Source organism: uncultured Kocuria sp. (assembly GCF_947500125.1).
Classification (GTDB): domain Bacteria; phylum Actinomycetota; class Actinomycetes; order Actinomycetales; family Micrococcaceae; genus Kocuria.
The window spans coordinates 163,220-183,392 of sequence record NZ_CANMRA010000002.1 but is presented as its reverse complement, the minus strand read 5'-3'; the positions used below and the strand labels follow the sequence as shown (position 1 = coordinate 183,392).

General features: G+C 75.2%; 18 protein-coding genes. 3 read left to right on the top strand and 15 right to left on the bottom strand.

All coding sequences use genetic code 11. The features are described 5' to 3' along the window. Positions 1-13 precede the first annotated feature (13 nt). The 15 genes from panC to dacB form a co-directional block, all read right to left on the bottom strand. A complete protein-coding gene (panC, locus tag Q0817_RS02135; RefSeq protein ID WP_298583392.1) occupies positions 14-1,024 on the bottom strand; it encodes a pantoate--beta-alanine ligase in 1,011 nt (336 codons plus the stop codon). Then, positions 1,021-1,959 carry a Rossmann-like and DUF2520 domain-containing protein gene (locus Q0817_RS02130; RefSeq protein WP_298583391.1) on the bottom strand — a complete coding sequence of 313 codons (939 nt, stop codon included), beginning with the start codon at positions 1,957-1,959 and terminating at the stop codon, positions 1,021-1,023. Before Q0817_RS02130 ends, panC begins: the two co-directional genes overlap by 4 nt. After that, positions 1,956-3,470, bottom strand: a complete 1,515-nt coding sequence (locus tag Q0817_RS02125; protein ID WP_298583389.1) for a PH domain-containing protein — start codon at positions 3,468-3,470, stop codon at positions 1,956-1,958. Before Q0817_RS02125 ends, Q0817_RS02130 begins: the two co-directional genes overlap by 4 nt. Beyond that, a complete protein-coding gene (locus tag Q0817_RS02120; protein WP_298583548.1) occupies positions 3,467-3,979 on the bottom strand; it encodes a PH domain-containing protein in 513 nt (170 codons plus the stop codon). Before Q0817_RS02120 ends, Q0817_RS02125 begins: the two co-directional genes overlap by 4 nt. Before the next feature lie 10 nt (positions 3,980-3,989). Next, the gene (locus tag Q0817_RS02115) at positions 3,990-4,559 is read right to left on the bottom strand and encodes a DUF3180 domain-containing protein (RefSeq protein ID WP_298583387.1); all 570 of its coding nucleotides are present in this window, start codon (positions 4,557-4,559) and stop codon (positions 3,990-3,992) included. A gap of 12 nt (positions 4,560-4,571) precedes the next feature. Beyond that, positions 4,572-5,102 (bottom strand): 2-amino-4-hydroxy-6-hydroxymethyldihydropteridine diphosphokinase, encoded by a 531-nt coding sequence (folK, locus tag Q0817_RS02110; protein WP_298583386.1) that lies wholly within the window; start codon positions 5,100-5,102, stop codon positions 4,572-4,574. A gap of 1 nt (position 5,103) precedes the next feature. Continuing rightward, positions 5,104-5,565 carry a dihydroneopterin aldolase gene (gene folB / locus Q0817_RS02105; protein ID WP_298583384.1) on the bottom strand — a complete coding sequence of 154 codons (462 nt, stop codon included), beginning with the start codon at positions 5,563-5,565 and terminating at the stop codon, positions 5,104-5,106. Then, a complete protein-coding gene (gene folP / locus Q0817_RS02100) occupies positions 5,562-6,509 on the bottom strand; it encodes a dihydropteroate synthase (RefSeq protein WP_298583382.1) in 948 nt (315 codons plus the stop codon). The genes folB and folP overlap by 4 nt, the downstream gene beginning before the upstream one ends. A gap of 4 nt (positions 6,510-6,513) precedes the next feature. Next, positions 6,514-7,260 (bottom strand): GTP cyclohydrolase I FolE, encoded by a 747-nt coding sequence (folE, locus tag Q0817_RS02095; RefSeq protein WP_366139850.1) that lies wholly within the window; start codon positions 7,258-7,260, stop codon positions 6,514-6,516. A gap of 12 nt (positions 7,261-7,272) precedes the next feature. Then, positions 7,273-9,441 (bottom strand): ATP-dependent zinc metalloprotease FtsH, encoded by a 2,169-nt coding sequence (gene ftsH / locus Q0817_RS02090; protein ID WP_298583380.1) that lies wholly within the window; start codon positions 9,439-9,441, stop codon positions 7,273-7,275. 190 nt (positions 9,442-9,631) lie between these two features. Further along, positions 9,632-10,183: a hypoxanthine phosphoribosyltransferase gene (gene hpt / locus Q0817_RS02085; protein ID WP_058875281.1), complete on the bottom strand. Its 552-nt coding sequence runs from the start codon at positions 10,181-10,183 to the stop codon at positions 9,632-9,634. After that, on the bottom strand, positions 10,173-11,297 hold the full coding sequence (gene tilS / locus Q0817_RS02080; protein WP_298583375.1) for a tRNA lysidine(34) synthetase TilS: 1,125 nt from the start codon (positions 11,295-11,297) through the stop codon (positions 10,173-10,175). Before tilS ends, hpt begins: the two co-directional genes overlap by 11 nt. Beyond that, a complete protein-coding gene (locus Q0817_RS02075) occupies positions 11,294-11,773 on the bottom strand; it encodes a DNA-binding protein (protein ID WP_298583373.1) in 480 nt (159 codons plus the stop codon). Before Q0817_RS02075 ends, tilS begins: the two co-directional genes overlap by 4 nt. Before the next feature lie 126 nt (positions 11,774-11,899). Beyond that, complete coding sequence (locus Q0817_RS02070) at positions 11,900-13,081, bottom strand: zinc-dependent metalloprotease (protein ID WP_298583371.1); 1,182 nt, start codon at positions 13,079-13,081, stop codon at positions 11,900-11,902. Between the two features lie 45 nt (positions 13,082-13,126). Continuing rightward, complete coding sequence (gene dacB / locus Q0817_RS02065; RefSeq protein ID WP_298583369.1) at positions 13,127-14,587, bottom strand: D-alanyl-D-alanine carboxypeptidase/D-alanyl-D-alanine-endopeptidase; 1,461 nt, start codon at positions 14,585-14,587, stop codon at positions 13,127-13,129. Between the two features lie 212 nt (positions 14,588-14,799). Between dacB and Q0817_RS02060 the strand changes: the two genes are divergently transcribed. The 3 genes from Q0817_RS02060 to Q0817_RS02050 all read left to right on the top strand — a co-directional run bounded on the left by Q0817_RS02060 (position 14,800) and on the right by Q0817_RS02050 (position 20,126). Next, positions 14,800-15,327 carry an inorganic diphosphatase gene (locus tag Q0817_RS02060; RefSeq protein ID WP_298583367.1) on the top strand — a complete coding sequence of 176 codons (528 nt, stop codon included), beginning with the start codon at positions 14,800-14,802 and terminating at the stop codon, positions 15,325-15,327. 510 nt (positions 15,328-15,837) lie between these two features. Then, entirely contained in the window at positions 15,838-19,467 is a 3,630-nt protein-coding gene (locus Q0817_RS02055; RefSeq protein ID WP_298583365.1) for a TM0106 family RecB-like putative nuclease, read from the top strand. Next, positions 19,464-20,126 (top strand): hypothetical protein, encoded by a 663-nt coding sequence (locus tag Q0817_RS02050; RefSeq protein ID WP_298583363.1) that lies wholly within the window; start codon positions 19,464-19,466, stop codon positions 20,124-20,126. The genes Q0817_RS02055 and Q0817_RS02050 overlap by 4 nt, the downstream gene beginning before the upstream one ends. The last annotated feature ends 47 nt before the right edge of the window (positions 20,127-20,173 follow it).

Genomic DNA, 20,173 nt, shown 5'->3' with positions numbered 1-20,173 from the left:
CCGGCCGGGGCGCTCAGAGCATGAGGTTGTCGATCAGCCGGGTGCTGCCCACGTGGGCCGCCGCGAGGGCGAGGGCGCCGGGCGCCGGCTCGACCGGCTCCAGGGTGCGGGGGTCGACGACGACGAGGTAGTCGAGCCGGACGCGGTCCTCGGCGTCCAGGTCCCCGGTGCCGGTGCCCTCGGTGTCGGTGCGCCCGGTGTCGAGGCGCTCGGTGTCGAGGTGCTCCGTGTCGATGCGCTCCGTGTCGATCCGACGCCGGGCGGCGTCGAGGTCCAGCTCCCCGGCGGCGAGCGCCCGCAGGGTGCGCGGGAGCACGAGCGCGGACCGGCGCTGCGCGGCGTCGAGGTAGCGGTTGCGGGAGGACAGGGCCAGCCCGTCGTCGTCGCGTGCGATGGGCACGGCCCGGACGGTCACGGGCAGGTCGAAGTCGGCGACCATCCGGCGCACGAGGAGCAGCTGCTGGGCGTCCTTCTCCCCGAAGTACGCACGGAACGCTGCCGGCACGGGCGGGGCGGTGATGTTGAGGAGCTTGTTGACCACCGTGAGGGCGCCGTCGAAGTGGCCGGGGCGGCTCGCGCCGTCCAGCACGGAGCCGAGCCGGCCGGAGGTGACGCGCACGAGGGGCTCACCGTCCGGGTACATCTCCGCCACGGACGGGGCGAACACGAGGTCGGCCCCGAAGCGGGCGAGCAGCTCGACGTCGGCCTCGAGGGTGCGCGGATAGCGCTCGAAGTCCTCGTCCGGGCCGAACTGCAGGGGGTTGACGAAGACCGAGACCGCGACCACGGAGTTCTCCTGCCGGGCGAGGCGCACCAGGTGGCCGTGCCCCTCGTGCAGGGCCCCCATGGTGGGCACGAGGCCCAGCGAGGCCTGCTCCTGGGAGGTCGGTCCCTGCGCCGCCTGCTCGGGTGCCGACTGCTCCTGGGTCGACTGCTCCTGGGCGGCGCCGAGCCGCTCGGCGAGGGCCGCCCGGAACTCGTCGATGCCGCGGCAGACGCGGGGGGCGGTGGTGGGGGCGCTCACGCGGTGTCCTCTCCGTCGGTTCCGTCGGCTCCGTGGGTGAGCTCGAGGGCGGCGAGCACGGCGTCGTAGCGCGGGCGGTCCAGCAGTCCCCGGTCCAGGGCGCGGCGGGCGGTGACGCGGGCGAGGTCCAGGTAGGCCAGCAGGACGTCGTCGCCGCCGTGGCCGTGCGCGTACTCGTCGAGGGCGTCCCGGTGGGCGGCCACGGTCCCCGCGTCACCGCGGGCCACCGGTCCGGTCAGCGCCGACTCCCCCGCGGCCAGGGCGTTGTCCAGGGTCGCCCGCAGCAGGGGCCCGACCATGCGGTCGGCGCGCTCCACCCCGATGTCCCGGAGCACCTGCATGGACTGCCCGGCGACGGTCATCAGGTGGTTGGCGCCGTGGGCGAGGGCCGCGTGGTACAGCGGGCGGTCCGCCTCCGCGACCACCACGGGCTCGGCGCCCATCTCGACCACCAGGGCCTGGGCGATGGGCAGCACCGGGCCCGGGGCCGTGATCCCGAACGAACAGTCGCTCAACCGGGCCAGGTCCAGGCTCATGCCCGTGAAGGTCATCGCCGGGTGGATGGCCAGCGGGATCGCCCCGAGCCGGCGGGCCGGTTCCAGGACACCTGTCCCCCAGCGGCCCGCGGTGTGCACCACGAGCTGGCCGGCCTGCCACAGCCCGGCGTCGGCGAGGCCCTGCACGAGCCCGGGCAGCTCGTCGTCGGGCACGGCGAGCAGCACGAGCTCGGCGCGCTCGAGCACGGACGGGACGTCGAGGACGGGCACGCCGGGCAGGAGGGCCTCGGCCCGGTCCCGGCTGGCCTCGGAGACGGCGTTGACGCCGACGACGGCGTGGCCGGCGGCGCGCAGCGCGGCGCCGAGGACCGCGCCCACCTTCCCGGCGCTGACGACCCCGACCCCGAGGCGTCCGGGGCGGTCGGACGGGTGGGTCATGCTGTCTCCTGCCGGGGGGTCTGGGCGTGGCTCGGGCCGTCGGCCAGTCTACGGGCCCCGGCCGCGTGCACCGCCTGGGCGGCGGCGAGCGCCCGGGCGTCCCCGGCGTCGAGGTGCGGGACCGCCACGGTCACGGGGCCCGGCGTGGAGTGCAGGTGGACGTCGGCCAGCCGCAGGGCCCGCTCGAGCGGCCCCTGGCTCACGGCCACCGACTGGGTCTTCTCGTGGGGCAGCACCGCGGTGCGCCGGCTCAGCCGCCCGGACCGCACCGCGAGGACGTCGCCGGTCGCGGCGAAGCCGGTCCGGCGGTGCACGAGGGGGTCGAGCCACCGGGCCCGGCGCGGGGAGGTGGTGAACCGGCCCTGCCCGCCCAGCCCGTGCAGTCCCTCCCGCAGCAGCGCCGCGAGGTCCCCGTCCCGGGCGCCGGGCAGCGCCAGGTGGAGGACCTGGTGCACCTGGGGCAGGGTGCCGACGGGCAGCAGGGTGGAGCGCATCGCGTCGCTCTCCCCCGCCGCAGGCCCGTAGCCGGCCACGTTGACCCGCACCCGGTACCAGCCGAAGGGCCGCCAGAGCAGCGGCTGGTCCACGCCCACCGCCTGGATCCGCCCCGCGGGGACGGTCTGGGACCGGACGTCGAACAGGCCGTAGCGCACGCGCATGCCCTCGGGGACGCGCAGCAGCCGGAAGTGGTGGCCCTGCTCCACCCGGCGGTAGGAGATGGCCCCGAAGCTGACCAGACCGGGCAGCCAGGCCGCCAGCATCGCCGGCCCGGTGCGGGGGTCGACCAGGAGGGCGACCGGCGCGGCGGCCAGCAGCACGGCCAGGGCGACGGCGGAACCCGAGGCGAGCACGGACCCGATCAGCCGCGGCACCGGCACCGCGAGCACCGGACGCTCCTGGTCCCCGGTCACCGCCCAGGGCGCCGGCCGGCGCACGGGTGCACCGGGCGGCGGGGCGGAGGGGCCCGGCCCCGGGCCGGCCAGGCCGAGCCGGCCCAGCAGCTCCCCGCGCAGCGCGCGGGCCTGGGGGTGGGTGAGGTAGGACAGGGACACCGCGGACTGCCCGGCGTCCGCCACCTCGAACTTCAGCTCGGCCAGCCCCAGCAGCCGGGGCAGGAACGGGCGGTGGATGTCGATGGCCTGCACCCGGTCCAGCCGGGCCTGGCGCTCCTGCCGGAAGAGCACCCCGGAGCGGATCCGCACGTGCTCAGGGGTCACCTGGTAGCGGGTGAACCACCACGAGACCAGCACGGCCGCCGCGAACACGAGGAGCACGACCACCACGATCCCGGCCAGCGCCCACCAGAAGATGGCACCCATCCGGGCGGGGTCGAAGTCCTGGGGCGGCACGGCGTCCCCGCGCCCGAGGAAGGCGTTGAGGAAGTCGTCGAGGAGGATGTTGACGACGGCCCCGGCGATCACCAGCATCGCGAGCCACCCCTTGACCACCGGCGTCAGCGGGTGGACACGGTGCCACTGCGGAGCCGCCGCGGGGGCGGGCAGAGCGCTCACAGGCCCGCCAGGAGGGCCTCGCCGCGCGCGGTGAGCCGCTCGCGCAGCCGGGACGCCTCGGCGTGCTCCACGCCGGGGATCTCGGCGTGGCTGCCCACGGCCGCGGTGTGCAGCTTCACGGTGGCCAGACCGAAGCTGCGCTGCAGCGGGGAGACCGACACGTCCACGTACTGCATCCGCCCGTAGGGGATGACCGTGACCCGCTGGTAGAGCAGGCCCCGCCGCACGAGCAGGTCCTCGCCGCGCTCGGCGTAGCCGATCGCCCGGACCCGCCGCGGGGCCAGGAGCACGGAGAGCAGGCCCGCCGCCAGGGCGGCCGCGGGCGGGAGCAGCAGCAGACCCAGGGGGGCGCCGGCCCAGACGCCCGTGGCCGCCAGCACCGCCGGCCAGCCCAGGGCCGCGAGCCAGAACAGGGTCGAGAGGAGGGTGGAGAGGACCACCACGGTGAGGTGCCGGGGCGAGACCCTGGTCCAGGCGAGGCCCTCGGGGTCGATCGCGGGGTTGCTCAGGGGCACCCGGTCACCGGGCGTCCCGGCCCCGGGGCCGCCGACGGGCCCGTGGGCGGATCTCTCGGGCATAACCACCTTCTCCCTCGGGGAGCTCCTTCTGCCGTCCCCTACGGTACTCGGCGCCCTCCTCCGCGTCGGGATCATCCGGCGGCAGTTTGCAGAAGCCCTCCACGATCCAGCCCACCACGACGAGCACGAGCCCGGCCCCGGCGTGGACCAGGCTGGCCCACAGCGGACCCTGCTCGGAGCGCACGGACACGAGGGCGAGCTGCTCGACGGCGACGGCGGCGTGCCAGCCCGTCAGCATCGCCCCCGCCCAGGCCACCGCCTGCGCGCCGGCCGCGGTGCGGGCCGCGATCAGCGGGTCGAAGCGCTCGGGATGCGCACCCTCCTGGTGGCGCTTGACCCGCACGCCGAGCACCAGCAGCGCGGCGGCCACGGCGGCGAGGGCCGCGAGCGAGGCCCACGGGAGGATCAGCAGCGGGCCGCCCGCCCCCGTGGACAGCCGGTTGGCGGTCCAGCCGACGGCGCCGGCGGCGGCGGCGCACATCAGCAGCGCCGGGACCGTGAGCACGTGCACGGCGGCTCCTCCTCAGTCCCCGTCCCCGCCGGGGGCGGGGACCTCGCCGAGCAGGGGGGTCGTGTCGGGCCCGAGGCCGCCGAGGTCGCCCGCCCGGCGGGCCAGCTCGGCGACGCTGCGCCCCTCGAGCGTCGCGCCGGGGTCCATGAGGGCCCAGGGCACGAGCACGAACGCGCGGGTGGCGGCGCGCAGGTGGGGCACGGTGAGCTCCGGCTCGTCCAGGTGGAGGTCACCGTAGACGACGATGTCGACGTCGAGGGTGCGCGGCCCCCACCGCTGGGTGCGGGTCCGGTGGTGGCGCTCCTCCACCTCCTGGCACGCCCGGAGCAGCCCGAATGGGCTCAGGTCGGTGTCCACCTCGACGACGGCGTTGAGGTAGTCCCCCTGTCCGGCCGGGCCGCCGACCGGCTTGGAGCGCACTATGGGCGAGGCGCGGGTCAGCGTGATCCGCGGGTGCGCGGCCAGGTCGTGGGCGGCCCGGCGCAGGGTGGCCTCCCGGTCGCCGAGATTGGCGCCGAGGGCGAGGACGGCCAGGGTGCCCACGTCAGCGCTCCCGGTAGATCGTGACGGACACGTCGGAGAACGTCACCTCGATGGGCGCCTTGGGCTTGTGCACGGTGACCTCGATCGCCTCGAGCGGGAAGCGGTGGAGCAGCCGCCGGGCGATGCGGTCGGCGAGGGTCTCGAGCAGGTTGACGCTGGGGCCGATGACGATGTCCCGCACCTCCTCGGCGACCTCGCCGTAGTGGGCGGTCAGGGTGACGTCGTCGGAGGCCCCCGCCGCGGCCAGGTCCAGGTACATGACCAGGTCCACGAAGAAGGGCTGCCCGCTGCGCTTCTCCTGGTCGAAGACCCCGTGGTAGCCCACCGCGCCGACGCCCAGGAGGTTGATCCGGTCGCGGCGGTCGGGGGACCGTGTGGAGGACGCCGGGACGTGCTGGCGGCCCGCCCGTTCCCCGGCGCGCATGCGGGCGGCGTCCGCGCCCTCGTGCGGCACCCGGTTCACCGGTCCGCTCCGGGGGATCCCGCCGGCAGCACGGCGGCGTCCGCGCCGGGACGCAGCAGGGCCGGCTCCACGCCGCGCCAGGCGTGCGCGGCGGCCACGGCGTCGGCGCTCGGGCGCACGTCGTGGACGCGCACGCACCACGCGCCGGCGTGGGCGGACAGCGCGCTGATCGCGGCCGTCGCCGCGTCCCGCCCGGCGGCCGGGCGCGGGACCCCGTCCTGCTCGAGCATGGCTCCGAGGAAGCGCTTGCGGGACGCGGCCACGAGCACCTTGTGGCCGGTGGCCGCGAAGCGCGGCAGCGCCCGGAGCAGCTCCCAGTTCTGCGGCCCCCGCTTGTCGAAGCCCAGCCCGGGGTCCAGGATCAGCTTCCCGGGGGCCAGGCCGGCGGCCAGGCAGCGCCCCGCCAGCGCCTCGAGCTCCCCGAGCACCTCCCCGGCGACGTCGTCGTAGACGGCCCGGGAGTCCTGCACGTCGGGCAGGCCCCGGGCGTGCATGAGGACGTAGGGCGCCTGCCGCTCGGCGACCAGGTCGATCATGTCCTGGGTGACGGCCAGCCCCGAGACGTCGTTGACGATGTGCGCCCCGGCGTCCAGGACGGCCTCGGCGGTCCCGGCGTGGAGCGTGTCGACGCTGAGCACCGCCCCCGCGGCGGCGAGGGCCTCGACCACGGGCAGGATCCGGCGCCTCTCCTCGGCGGGGGCGATCCGTTCGGAGCCGGGCCGGGTGGACTCGCCCCCGACGTCCACGATGTCGGCGCCCTCGGCCATCATGCGCAGCCCGTGGGCGATCGCGGCCTCGTGCCCGGCGTGCTCCCCGCCGTCGCTGAAGGAGTCGGGGGTGACGTTGAGGATGCCCATGACCAGGGTGCGTCCGGTGGGCAGGCCCTCGAAGGCGCCCCAGCCGGAGGGCCGGTGCGCGGAGTCGGTGCGGTGGGGGCCGGTCACGCGCTCAGCGCCCCAGGATGAGGCTCATGGCCTCGGCGCGGGTGGCGGTCTCGCGGAGCTGACCGCGCACGGCCGAGGTGACGGTCTTCGCGCCCGGCTTCCGCACCCCGCGCATCGACATGCACAGGTGCTCGCACTCGATCACCACGATCACGCCGGCCGGCTGGAGGTGCTCCACGATCGCCTCGACGATCTGGGTGGTCAGCCGCTCCTGGACCTGGGGCCGGCGCGCGTAGAGGTCCACGAGGCGGGCCAGCTTGCTCAGACCGGTGACCATCCCGTCGTGGCCGGGGATGTAGCCCACGTGCGCGTGCCCGTGGAACGGGACGAGGTGGTGCTCGCAGGTCGAGTAGAAGGCGATGTCCTTCACGAGGACCATCTCGGAGTGGCCGATGTCGAAGGTGGTCCCGAGCACCTCGGCGGGGTCCTGGTGCAGCCCCGCGAACATCTCCGCGTAGGCCCGCGCCACGCGCCCCGGGGTGCCCTGGAGGCCGTCCCGGTCGGGGTCCTCGCCGATGGCCAGCAGCAGCTCCCGCACGGCCGCCGCGACACGCGGCTGGTCCACCGCCCCGGCACCGGCCTCCAGCGCGGGGGCCGGGTCGGGGTACGGCGGCTCGAACGCCTCCGCGCGGGGGTCGTGCGCGGTCGTCTGCTTCGTGCGGGCCTCGTGGGGCAACGCGCCCTCCTTCGGGATCGGCCGGGTCTGCCGGGCGGAACGGGAGTCGGCGGACGCGACCGGCTGTCGCTCCATCCTAGGCCCGGCTCAGTCCGTGCCGGACCCCGGGGTGCTCCCCGGGTCGGTCCCCGCGGTGTTCCCGGCGGTGTTCCCGGCGGTGTTCCTGGCGGTGTTTCCTGCGGTGCTCGAGGAGCCCGCGCCCTCCTCCGGCGGCACCGAGTGCCCGCGCTCGGGGACCTCGAGGGGGTGCTCCGGGTTGGCGGCGGCCGCCTGGTCCTGCGGGGCCAGCGTGGCGGGGTCCTGGGCGTGGATCCGGCGGGCCTCCTCCCGCTCGGCCTGCGTGACCACGGGCGGGTCCTCGGAGAGCGGGCGGGTGTCCTTGGACAGCCACACGGGCCGCAGGTCCCGCTTGCGGATGTCGTGGAAGATGTCGGCGATCTGCGCCTCGTTGAGCGTCTCCTTCTCGAGCAGCTCGAGGGCGAGCCGGTCGAGGACGGGACGGTTGTCCATCAGGATCGCGTGCGCCTCGTCGTGGGCCTGCTCCAGCAGGGCCCGCACCTCCTCGTCCACGATCCCGGCGGTGCGCTCGGAGTACTCCCGGCCGGAGCCGGCGGCGTCCCGGCCGAGGAACGGCTCGGAGCTGTCCCCGCCGAGCTTGATCGAGCCCACGCGGGCGCTCATGCCGTACTGGGTGACCATCTTGCGGGCCGTGTCGGTGGCCTTCTGGATGTCGTTGGACGCGCCGGTGGAGGGGTCCCGGAACACGATCTCCTCCGCCGCGCGCCCGCCCATGGCGTAGGCCATCTGGTCGAGCAGCTCGTTGCGGGTGGTCGAGTACTTGTCGTCCATGGGCATGACCATGGTGTAGCCCAGGGCCCGGCCGCGGGGCAGGATCGTGATCTTCGTGACCGGGTCCGTGTTGCGCAGCGCCGCGGCCACGAGCGCGTGCCCGCCCTCGTGGTAGGCGGTGACCTTGCGCTCGAGCTCCTTCATGATCCGGCTGCGCTTCTGCGGGCCGGCGATCACGCGGTCGATGGCCTCGTCCACGGCGCGGTCGTCGATGAGCTGGGCGTGGGAGCGGGCGGTCAGCAGCGCCGCCTCGTTCATCACGTTGGCGAGCTCCGCGCCCGTGAAGCCGGGCGTGCGCTTGGCCACGGCGGCGAGGTCCACGTTGTCCGCGAGCGGCTTGCCCTGGGAGTGCACCCGGAGGATCTGCAGCCGGCCCTTCATGTCCGGGGCGTCCACGCCGATCTGCCGGTCGAAGCGCCCCGGGCGCAGCAGGGCCGGGTCGAGCACGTCCGGGCGGTTGGTCGCGGCGATCAGGATGACGTTGGTCGTGGCGTCGAAGCCGTCCATCTCGACGAGCAGCTGGTTGAGGGTCTGCTCGCGCTCGTCGTTGCCCCCGCCCATGCCCGCGCCGCGCTGGCGGCCCACGGCGTCGATCTCGTCCACGAAGATGATGGCGGGCGCGTTCTCCTTGGCCTGCTGGAACAGGTCGCGCACCCGCGAGGCGCCCACGCCCACGAACATCTCCACGAAGTCGGAGCCGGAGATCGAGAAGAACGGGACGCCGGCCTCACCGGCCACCGCCCGCGCGAGCAGGGTCTTGCCGGTGCCGGGCGGGCCGTAGAGCAGCACGCCCTTGGGCACCTTCGCGCCGAGGGCGGTGAAGCGCTCGCGCTCCACCAGGAACTGCTTGATCTCGTCGAGCTCCTGCACGGCCTCGTCGGCACCGGCGACGTCCGCGAAGGTCACCGTGGGGTTGTCCTTGTCGAACATCTTGGCCTTCGAGCGGCCGAAGCGCATGACCTGGGACCCGCCGCCCTGCATCCGGGAGAACACGAACCAGAAGATGGCCAGGATGATCAGGAACGGGAGCATGAAGCCGAGGAGGCTCGTGAACCAGTTCGACTCGACGGGCTGGTCCGTGAACCCCTCGAGGTCCGCCGCGTTCATCGCGTCGACGACCTCTTCCCCGCGGGGGGTGACGTAGTAGAACTCCACGCTGCGCCCGAGGTCCCGGCCGTCGAGGGAGAGGTCCTCCTCGAGCTGGAGCTCGACCTTCTGCTGGCCGTCGTAGATCTTGGCCTCGGAGACCTGGCCGTCCCGGAGCAGCTGCAGCCCGACATTGGTGTCGACGCGCCCGGAGGAGCCCGTGGTGAGCGTGCCCACCAGGGGGAACAGGATCAGAGCGGCCAGGAGGACCCAGAACCAGGGTCCTCTGAAGAAGTTGTTGGGTTTTTTCGCCGTGGCCAAGCCGCTGATCCTCCCGTGGATGGTTGTCCGGCCCCCTCGAGCCGGGGCCCGCCCAGGGCCGGGGGTCCAGGGGACGCAGACCTACAATGTACAGCCCGGACTCCGGGTCCCGCCCCGGACGGGCCGGGAGTTCCCTGTCAGCGGACAGCCGTCCGGGAACTGCCCGGGGCGCGACCGCCGGAGCCCCGGCTCACTCGTAGACGTGGGGGGCCAGGGTCGCGATGCAGTCGAGGTTGCGGTACTTCTCGGCGTAGTCGAGGCCGTAGCCCACGACGAACTCGTTGGGGATGTCCCAGCCCACGTACTTGACGTCGATCGAGGTCTTCGCCGCCTCGGGCTTGCGCAGCAGCGCGCAGATCTCCACCGAGGCGGTGCCGCGGGACTCCAGGTTGGCGCGCAGCCAGGACAGCGTCAGGCCGGAGTCGATGATGTCCTCGACGATGAGCACGTCCCGTCCGGTGAGGTCCGTGTCGAGGTCCTTCAGGATGCGGACCACGCCCGAGGACTTGGTCCCGGAGCCGTAGGAGGACACGGCCATCCAGTCCATGGGGTACTGCCCCTGGAGCGCCCGGCACAGGTCGGCCATGACCATCACGGCACCCTTGAGCACGCCCACGAGCAGGACGTCGCGGCCCCGGTAGTCGGCGTCCACGGCCGCCGCCAGCTCGGCGATCCTCGTGTCGATCTCTTCCTTGGTGTACAGGACCTCGGTGAGATCCCCCTGGACGTCCTCAGCCTTCACGGCGCTCCTCGTACGATGCGGATGCGGGTCGGGTGGCGCTCGCGGGGACCGCGGGCCGCGGGCGGACGAGCTCCAGGTGTCCCGGACCACGGGTGCCCGCCGTCGGGCGGCGGCGCCACACGGACACCTTACCCGCCATCTGCACGGGCCCCGCGGCGCCGTGCCCGGCGGCGAACTCGTCCAGCGCGCCGAGCCGCTCGTAGGCCGGGGTCTGCCCGCCGGCGGCGACCACGGCGGCCGACAGGGCGCGGCGGCGCAGCGCGGGGTGCGACGCCCGCAGCGTCGCGAGGTCGAGGACCAGGGAGCCGGGCACCTCCGGGGCCGCGGCGCGGGCGCGCTCGAGCAGCTCGCCCGCCGCGCTCTCGAGGTAGTCCGCGTCCGGGCCGAGGATCGCCGCGGACCGGGCCAGGGCGCGGGCCAGGCCGGGGCCGAGCTCCTCCTCCAGCAGCGGCAGCACGCGGTGGCGGACCCGGGAGCGCATCAGGGTGGTGTCCCGGTTCGTGGGGTCGTGCCACGGCTCGAGCTGCTCGGCCGCGCAGATCTGCAGGGTCCGGGCGCGGGAGAGGTCGAGGAACGGGCGCAGGTAGGTGACGCCGTCGAGCTCGCGCACGGGCGGCATCCCGGCCAGCGAGCGGGTGCCGGAGCCGCGGGCGAGGCCCAGCAGGACGGACTCCGCCTGGTCGTCCAGGGTGTGCCCGAGCAGCACGGCGGCGGCGCCCGTGCGGCCCACGACCTCCGCGATGCCCGCGTAGCGGGCGGTGCGGGCCGCCATCTCGGGTCCGCCCGCGTCCCGGCGCACGGTCACGGCGGTGACGACGACGGGGGCCAGCCCGGTCTGCTCGAGCGTGCGGGCGGTGCGGGCCGCGACCGCCGCGGAGTCCTCCTGCAGGCCGTGGTCGACCACCACCGCGCCCACGCGCAGCGTGCCGCGCCGGGCGAAGTGGGCCGCCACGGCGGCCAGCGCGAGGGAGTCGGGGCCGCCGCTGCACGCGACCAGCACGAGCGGGAGATCCCCGGGCGCCCGGGGGACGTGCTGCCGGACGGAGTCGAGCACACGGCGCCGCCCCGCGGCGACGTCCGGGGACAGTCGGCCGCGGCGGGCGAACTGGGTCACCGGCGGGCGTCCTCGCGGTCGCTCGCGGCCTGCTGGTTCTGCGACTCCCGCACGGCCAGGCGCACGACCTTGGCGAGGGTCGGGGCGGTCTCGCCGAGCAGGTCCAGGGCGGCCTCCAGCTCGTGCCGCGGGACCACGTGCGCCAGGGCCGCCACGGCGTTGGTCTCGCTGTGGATGCCCGCCTGGATCTGCGTGGTGGACAGCACCGGCTGGGACGCCTCGACCGCCGCGAGGGTCTCCTCGATCTCCGGGGCGCCGATGCGCTGCTCCAGCATGACCAGGCGTTCGTAGACCGCCGGGTTGCCGATCTTGATCCGGCGGCCGCTGTTGAGCTGCGACAGCATGGGAGCGGAGAGGCCGAGGACCTCGGCCAACCGCCGCTGCGTGATGCCGTAGGCCTGCACGACCGTGCCGAAGCGCTCCGACAGGGGCTGGCCGTACAGCTTGACCTGCTGTTCGATATTCTCTGTGCTCACGTAAAAATCTTGTCACACAATGGTGATCCGACCTACCGCGTGTCGCGCTGTGACCGAGAACTCATCGACCGGATCCCCCGGTCGTCATGTCTATGAATCTGCATGTCAAACGGGGGTGCGTGTTCTCTACCACATTTTCGGCGGTTCCGGCGCACGGACGGCCGGGCGGAGCGGGGCGGCCGGCCCCAGCACGCGCTCGATCCAGCGCTCGGGGGCGTGGATCTCGGCCTCCGTGGGCAGGTGCCCCGGGGCCTCCCAGATGCGGTTGAACCGCTCCAGCCCCACGGTCTCCACCACGGTCGAGACGAACCGCTGGCCGTCGCTGTACTGGCGCATCTTCGCGTCCATCCCGAGCAGGCGCCGGACGAAGCGGTCGAGGCTGCCCTGCAGCTCGGAGCGGCGCTCGAAGCGCCGCCGGATCGTCCTCACGGAGGGCACCACGGAGGCGTCCACCCCGTCCATCACGAAGTTCGCGTGCCCCTCGAGCAGGCTCATCACCGCGGTGAGGTGGGAGAGCACCTCCCGCTCCCGCTTCCCCATGAGCAGGCCCACCACGCCGAGTGAGGCCTTGGGCTCCTCGGTCCCCGAGCCGCGCCCGGGCAGGGACCGGACCGCTTCCGTGAGCCGCGCCCCGAGGGTCTCGGCGTGGCCCATGAGGGAGTCCGCGAGCTCGTTGATCTGCTCGATCATGTGCTCCCGCAGCCACGGGGCCGCCGCGAACTGGACGCGGTGCGTCTGCTCGTGCAGGCAGACCCACAGCCGGAAGTCCTCCGGCTCGACGTTGAGCTCCCGCTCGATCGTGAGGATGTTGGGCGCGACGAGCATCAGCCGCCCGCCGGGGTGCCGCTGCGCGGCCACGGCGGAGACCAGCCCGGCGTACGGGTCGTACTGGCCGAGGACCTTGGCCGAGAGGAACCCGAGCACCGCCGCCATCTCCATGGCGGTGGCCGTGCCGCCGAGCGCGGTGGCGGCCGCGCCGAACTGCTCCGGGCGGCGCCGGCGCAGGGCCTCCACCGCCGGCTCCATGAGCACCTGGAAGGCCTGGGCGTTGGCCTTCGACCACCCGGCCCGGTCCACGACCAGCACGGTGGAGTCCCGCAGGTCCCGCGCGGCCTCCAGACCGGTGATGCGGTGGACGTGGTCCACCGACGCCTCGGCGTGGCGGCGCATGGAGGCCACGGCCGCCTGCATGGCCCGGGCGGACATCCTCGGCCCCGGCGGGGTGAGCCGGGCGGCGGCGGAGGCCGCGAGGTCCCACCGGACGATCCCGGGCGCCTCCGTCTCCGGCGGTCGTTGTGCTGCGCTCATGGCCTCATGCAACCACACGCGCCTGGGAGCACACGGTGCCGCCCGTCACAGTCGGGCCAGGGCAGCCACCGCCCGGTCCACGGCGTCCCGGGCCGCGGCCGGGTCGGTGACCTCGTTGAGCACCACGGAGAACGTCAGCAGCCGCCCCCCGCCCGTGGTGACGTGGCCGCTGAGGGAGACCACGGAGTTCAGCGTGCCCGTCTTCGCCCGCGCCAGGCCGCGCCCGGGGCGCTCGGCGTCGTCGTCGAACCGGCAGGCGAGGGTCCCGCTGCCGCCGGCCACCGGCAGGGCCCGGGCGCCCGGGGTCAGCGCTCCCGTGGGGTCGGTGACCATGGCCCGCACGACGCCCTCGAGCGCGCGGGCCGGGAGCCGGTTGGCCAGGGACATCCCGGACGCGTCGGCGAGCTCCACGCCGGCCGCGCCGACGTCCTGCGCCTCGAGTGCCTCGGCCGCGGCGGCGCGGCCGCCGGCGATGCTCGCGGGCCGGTCCGCCGCCCGGGCCGCGAGCCGCGAGAGGACCTCGGCGAGGTGGTTGTCGGAGTCCTCCAGCATGAGCTCGGCCTGCTCCGCGAGGGTCGCGGACTCGACGGCGGCCAGCTCGGCCGCCCCCTGCGGCGCCCGGCCGGGCGCGACCTCGGGAACGGGCCCGGGCACCCCGTGCGCGGCGAGCCGTGCCGCGAGCTCGGTCGCGAAGACCTCGGCGACGTCCCGTGCCGCGTCCTCGGGCCGCTCGGCCGACGGCCCCTCGCCCGCGGGCACGCGGTGGGACCAGAACGCCATGGGCGAGACCGGCCCGATCTGCCCCGCCGCGACGTCGCCCGCGGCCCAGGTCTCGTTGACGGCCGGTCCGGTGAACAGGCTCGTGTCCCACCGCACGGTGGTGGGCCCGGCGGACCCGCGCCCGGCGAGGGCCCGGGCCGTCGCCTCCGCCAGGGTCCGGACCCCGGCGCGGCCCAGCACGGCGTCCGGGTCGGACCGGCCCGGGCTCAGCAGGGTGTCCCCGCCGGCCACCAGCACGACCGTTCCCGGCTCCTGCCCCTGGACCACCGCGGTGCGCAGCCGCTGACGGGGATCGGCGTGGGTGAACAGGGACAGCGCGGTGACGAGCTTCTGGTTGGAGGCGGGGACCAGCGGCACGTCCGGTTCCCGCTCGAGCAGCGCGGCCCCGGTGAGGGCGTCGGCCACGAGGACGGATCGCCGCCCCGCGGGAGCGCCGGCGAGCGCGGGGTCCACCGCCGCGGCCACTTCCCCGGCACCGGGGACGGGGGCGTCCGGGTCGGGCGGAACGGCCCCGTCCGGGACGGGTGCCTGCGCCGGGAGGACGCGGGCGGCCGGGAGGTCGTCGCCGCCGAGGCCCAGCGCGGGGGCCCAGTGGGGGTGCAGCCAGCCCGCCACGCCCAGGCAGCCGGTGGCGAGCAGCGCCGTCAGGGCGCGGTGACCACGGCCGCCGCGGGCCCGCGGCCGCCGCTGCCCGGCGGGGGGACCGTGGCGTCGGGGTCTGCTCATGCCCCCATTGTGGCCCGCGCCGCCGCCCCGCGGAGGCTCCTGCGCGGGTCCCGGACCGGCGCGGCCCCGGCCCGGACGGTTACCGCCGCCCGCGGGGCCGCCGCTATCGTGGGTGTCGGATCTGCCCCACCCCACCGGGTGGTGCGGCCGTGCTCGGCCGCTGTCAGCCCTTCCCGGCCCTTACAGGCCTTCCCAGCACGAGGAGAAACACCATGGAGTTGGACGTCACCATCGAGATCCCCCGGGGATCGCGCGTCAAGTACGAGATCGACCACGAGACCGGCCGCCTCCGCCTGGACCGCGTCCTGTTCACGTCGATGCAGTACCCCGCCCACTACGGCTACTTCGAGGACAGCCTGGGCGAGGACGGCGACCCGCTGGACGCACTCGTGCTCCTGGACTTCGAGATCGTGCCGGGCGTGCTCGTGGAGTCCCGCCCCATCGCCGTGTTCAACATGAACGACGAGGCCGGCGGGGACGCGAAGATCCTCTGCGTGTCCACGGACAAGCGCTACGACCACATCCAGGGCCTGGACGACATCGACGAGTTCAAGCTCAAGGAGATCCAGCACTTCTTCGAGCGCTACAAGGACCTCGAGCCCAACAAGTGGGTCAAGGGCGAGGGCTGGGAGGGCCGGGAGACCGCGGAGCGCCTCGTCGAGGAGGCCCGCGAGCGCTTCGAGCAGTCCCACTACGAGTCGGCCGCCGAGGCCGAGGAGAAGGCCGCGTCCACCGACTGAGCGGACGGGCGCGACGGCAGGGGCCGGGGACCGGACGGTCCCCGGCCCCTGCGCGTGCGGGTGCCGGGGTGCCGGGGTGCAGGAACGCGACGCGACGTGACGGGCGCCCTACAGAGAATCCATGAATTTCGTTATATTGGGAGCGGCCGGCTCAGCCGGCCCGACGGCCCCAGGATGCATCCCCCCATCGGCATCCGGGCCGCCGACCGGGATCGAGGTCGCCGGAGCGCACCCGCGAGGTGCCCGGTGGCGGCGGGGGTCCCCCCACCCGCGCCGCATCCCCACGATCTCTCCCGGTCCATCCCGGCGGGCCGGTTGCCGGTCCGCCGGGAGTCGGCCGGCAGGTCCTCGGACCTGCCGGCCGATCCCCGCTCCCCGTTCCTCCCCGCCCCCTCGCCCTCCTTGTCCTCCTCCTGCCCGTCCTCCTCGTCCTCCTCCTTGTGACGTCCGGTCCCTGTGGTTCGATGGACCCGGACCCGGGACGGACCCGGTGCCGTCGGAAGGATGCGCATGTTCCTGCTGGGCCCCGAGGCGGATCTCGTCTTCTCCGCGAGCGACCTGGTGCGCGCGGCCGAGTGCCCCTACGCGAGCCTGTGCGTCCTGGACGAGAAGCTGGGCCGGACGCCCCGGCGGGCCCCGGAGCGGGACGCGATGCTCGCCCGCACGGCCGAGCTGGGCGACGCCCACGAGCTCCGGGTCCTGGCCGCCCACCGGGAGGCGTTCGGCCCCTGGGACGCGACGACCGGACGGGGCGTGCACGAGGTCGAGCCGGCCCGGCGGATGGACCGGGACGAGCTGACGGCCAAGCACGCCGAGTCCCTGGGCGCCCTGCGCGCCGGTGCGGACGTCGTCTTCCAGGCCTCCTTCTTCGACGGCGCCTTCCACGGCCGCGCCGACTTCCTCGTCCGCCGGCCGGACGGCGCGTACGCGGTGCACGACACCAAGCTCGCCCGGCATGCCAAGGTCACCGCCCTGCTCCAGCTCGCCGCCTACGCCGACCAGCTCGAACGGGCCGGCGTGGACGTGGCGCCCGAGGTCACCCTGGTCCTCGGCGACCAGCGGGAGGCGGTCTTCCCCGTCTCCGAGCACCTGGCGGTCTACCGCGAGCGCCGGGAGCGCTTCGTCGCGGCCGCCGCCGCGCACCGGGCGCGGACGGCCCCCGTGGACTGGCAGGACGACGACGTCGCCCGGTGCGGCCGGTGCGAGCACTGCGCCCGGGCGGTCGCCGAGCACCGGGACCTGCTGCTGACGGCGGGGCTGTCCGTGCGGATGCGCCGCACGCTGCGCGACCGGCACGGGGTGCGCACCGTCGACGAGCTCGCGGTGCTGGCGGAGCGGGGGCTCCCCGCCGCGGTGCGGCGGCTGCGCGACCAGGCGGCGATGCAGACCGGCCGGGGCGGGGAGGACGGCGCGGTCGAGTACCCGAAGGACGGAGGGACCCGCCGGATCGCCTACCGGGTCACCGCCACGGAGCCGGTGCGGCGGCTGCCGGCCCCGGACCCGGGGGACGTGTTCTTCGACTTCGAGGGCGATCCGCTGTGGCAGGACCCCGAGGACCCGACGTCCTGGGGGCTCGAGTACCTCTTCGGCGTCGTCGAGCAGCCCCCCGCACCCGGCGCCGAGCCCGTCTTCCGTCCGTTCTGGGCGCACTCCCGGGCCCAGGAGCGGGAGGCGCTGCGGGCGTTCCTCGACTACGTGGCCGAGCGCCGCGCGCGGTTCCCCGGGATGCACGTGTACCACTACGCCAACTACGAGAAGGCCGCCCTGCGCCGGCTCTCGCTCGTGCACGCGGTGGGCGAGGACGCCGTGGACGAGCTGCTGCGCGAGAACGTCCTGGTGGACCTCTACGACACCGTGCGGGGAAGCCTGCGGCTGTCGGAGAGCTCGTACTCCATCAAGAAGCTGGAGCCGCTCTACATGGGCGAGCACCTGCGCGCCGGCGACGTCGTGGACGCCGGCGCGTCGGTGGTCGCCTACGCGGACTGGTGCACGGCCCGGGAGGCCGGGCGGGAGGACGCCGCGCAGCGGCTGCTGGCCGGGATCGCCGACTACAACGAGTACGACTGCCTCTCGACCCTCCGGCTCCGGGACTGGCTGCTGGGCCTCGCCGGGATCTCCCCGGACCCGGCGGACCACCCGCCGCGCCCCGTCCAGGATCCGCTCGAGCTGCCGCAGGAGCCGCCGGACGCCGGGATGACCGGGGCCGAGCAGCGACTGCACGCGTTCCTGGAGGACCCGGAGGCCCGGGACGCCCTGACGGAGGAGCAGCGCACGGCCGTCGCGATGGTCGCCTCCGCCACCGGCTACCACCGGCGCGAGCGCAAGCAGTACTGGTGGTCCCACTTCGACCGGCTCGAGGGCCCCGTCGAGGACTGGGAGGACACCCGCGACGTGTTCGTGGCCCAGCGCGCCGAGGTGCTCGAGGACTGGGCGAAGGACCCGGCCAAGCGCGCCAGTGCCGCCCCCACCAGGCTGCTGCGCCTCGCGGGCCGCTTCGGCGAGGGCTCGACCCCGAAGCCGGGCACTCCCGGGCTGTTCCTGATGTACGGGGCCCCCGTGCCCGCGCACCTGGCCGAGGACGCCGCGCCGCGCGGCAGCGGCCGGGCCGGGGACTGGACCGCCGTGCTCGAGGACCTCGAGGAGCACGAGGACGGCACGGCGGTGCTCACGGTGCGGGAACGGCTGAAGAAGCCGAGGGACGGCCCGGCCCCCGAGCCCTGGGCGGAGCTGCCGATCGCGCTGGGCCCGGCCCGGCCGATCGCCACGCGCTCCCTCGAGGAATCGCTGCAGGACCTCGCCGCGCGCACGGCCGGCACCCTGCCGGGACTGCCCGAGCAGCCCGGCCTCGAGCTGCTCCGGCGACGGGCGCCGCGGCCGGCGGACGGCGGCCCCCTGCCCCGCCCGCACGAGGGTCCCGACGGCACGATCGACGCGGTGGTCCGGGCCCTGCGCTCCCTCGACCGCAGCTTCCTCGCCGTCCAGGGCCCCCCGGGCAGCGGCAAGACGTTCCTCGGCTCCCACGTCATCGGCCGGCTCGTGGAGGCCGGCTGGCGGATCGGCGTGGTGGCGCAGTCCCACGCCGTCGTCGAAAACCTCCTCACCGGGGTGCTCGAGAAGGGCGGGGTCGCCCCCGAGCGCGTCGGCAAGAAGCCGTCCTCCTCCCGGGCCGCGGACCGGGAGGTGCCGTGGCGCGACGTGCCGGGGAAGGACTTCGCCGCGTTCCTCGCGGACGGCGGCGCCGTGGTCGGCGGCACCGCGTGGGACTTCTCCAACGCCGGGAACCTCGAGGACGAGGCCCTGGACCTGCTCGTCGTCGACGAGGCCGGGCAGTACTCGCTCGCCAACACCCTGGCCGTGTCCCGCGCCGCGCGGCGCCTGCTGCTGCTGGGCGACCCGCAGCAGCTGCCGCAGGTCTCCCAGGGCACCCACCCCCTGCCCGTGGACGAGTCGGCGCTGGGCTGGCTCTCCCACGGGGCGCCCACGCTGCCCGCCGAGCACGGCTACTTCCTGGACCGCACCTGGCGGATGCACCCGGCCCTGTGCGAGCCGGTCTCCGAGCTGTCCTACGCCGGGCGGCTCGGGTCCGCCCCGGCCGCGGGCCGCCGCGAGCTCACCGGCGTGGCCCCGGGCCTGCGCACCTGCCACGTCGAGCACACCGGCAACCGCACGGCGTCGCCCGAGGAGGCACGGCGCGTCGTGGAGCTGGTCCACGAGTTCGTCGGGACGCCGTGGCGCTCCGGCCCGGGAGCCTCCCCCGCGGCGCTGAGGCCCGAGGACGTGCTCGTGGTGGCCGCGTACAACGCCCAGGTCGAGCTGATCGGCCGTGAGCTCACCGCCGCGGGGCTGCGGGACGAGGAGGGCGGCGGGGTCCGCGTGGGGACCGTCGACCGGTTCCAGGGCCAGGAGGCCCCCGTGGTGATCGTGTCGATGGCCGCCTCCGCCGCCGACGGACCGCGCGGGATGGAGTTCCTGCTCTCGCCCAACCGGCTCAACGTGGCGGTCTCCCGGGGGCAGTGGTGCGCCGTCCTGGTGCGCTCCCCCGCCCTGACGGACTATCTGCCCGCCACCCCGGAGGCGCTGCAGGTGCTCGGCCGCTTCACGCGGCTGTGCCGCCGCGGACGGTCCGCGGGGCTGCCGTGAGCCCCGAGCGCGTGCCCTACGTCCTGCACTTCGAGTCCAGGACGGTGGTGCTCGGGGAGCCGGCCCACCTGGAGGAGCTGGACGCCCTGCTGCGGCGCGCCGAGGTCCCGACCCGCCCGACCTACTGGCACGGCATGCGGCAGGAGGACCCCGGGGCGGCGCTCAACAGCGTGGGCACCGACCTCACCGCGGAGCAGTTCTGGGACCGTGTGGACGCCGGGGCGTTCGCCGCCGCCCGGTGGCCCGTGGACCTCGACGGCCCCCTCTACCTCCCGGTCCCGCCGGGGTGGCTGCAGCGGGCCCGGGCGTGGGAGTACGATCCCCTGGCGCCGGCCCTCGGCGCGGCGGCACCGGGCGGGTGGCTGCGGGCCCCCGGCTGGGCCGGCACCGAGAACAACGACGCCGGGGCGCCCGTGGGACTGCTCCAGCTGACCGACCCGGACTCCTTCTGGGTGCTCGGCTCCGACGCCGACCTGGCGGAGGTCGCCGCCACGGCCAAGGAGCTGGCGCCGTTCCGGCAGGGCTTCGACCGGCTCACGGCCTACTTCGGCCCCGACGACCGGATCGGCTGCCTGCGCCTGCCGGTGGTGTGCCGGGAGCCCCTGGAGGACGAGCTCCTCGTGCAGGGCGTCGACATCGAACCGCGGTTCTGGGAGTGAGTCCCCGCCGCGCCCCCGCTCCCCGGCGGCCCCCGTGCCCGATACTG

Coding starts and splice junctions, on each gene's coding strand:
- dacB (WP_298583369.1), bottom strand. CDS start 14,587: ATGAGCAGACCCCGACGCCACGGTCCCCCCGCCGGGCAGCGGCGGCCG.
- Q0817_RS02070 (WP_298583371.1), bottom strand. CDS start 13,081: ATGAGCGCAGCACAACGACCGCCGGAGACGGAGGCGCCCGGGATCGTC.
- Q0817_RS02060 (WP_298583367.1), top strand. CDS start 14,800: ATGGAGTTGGACGTCACCATCGAGATCCCCCGGGGATCGCGCGTCAAG.
- Q0817_RS02055 (WP_298583365.1), top strand. CDS start 15,838: ATGTTCCTGCTGGGCCCCGAGGCGGATCTCGTCTTCTCCGCGAGCGAC.
- folE (WP_366139850.1), bottom strand. CDS start 7,260: ATGGAGCGACAGCCGGTCGCGTCCGCCGACTCCCGTTCCGCCCGGCAG.
- Q0817_RS02130 (WP_298583391.1), bottom strand. CDS start 1,959: ATGACCCACCCGTCCGACCGCCCCGGACGCCTCGGGGTCGGGGTCGTC.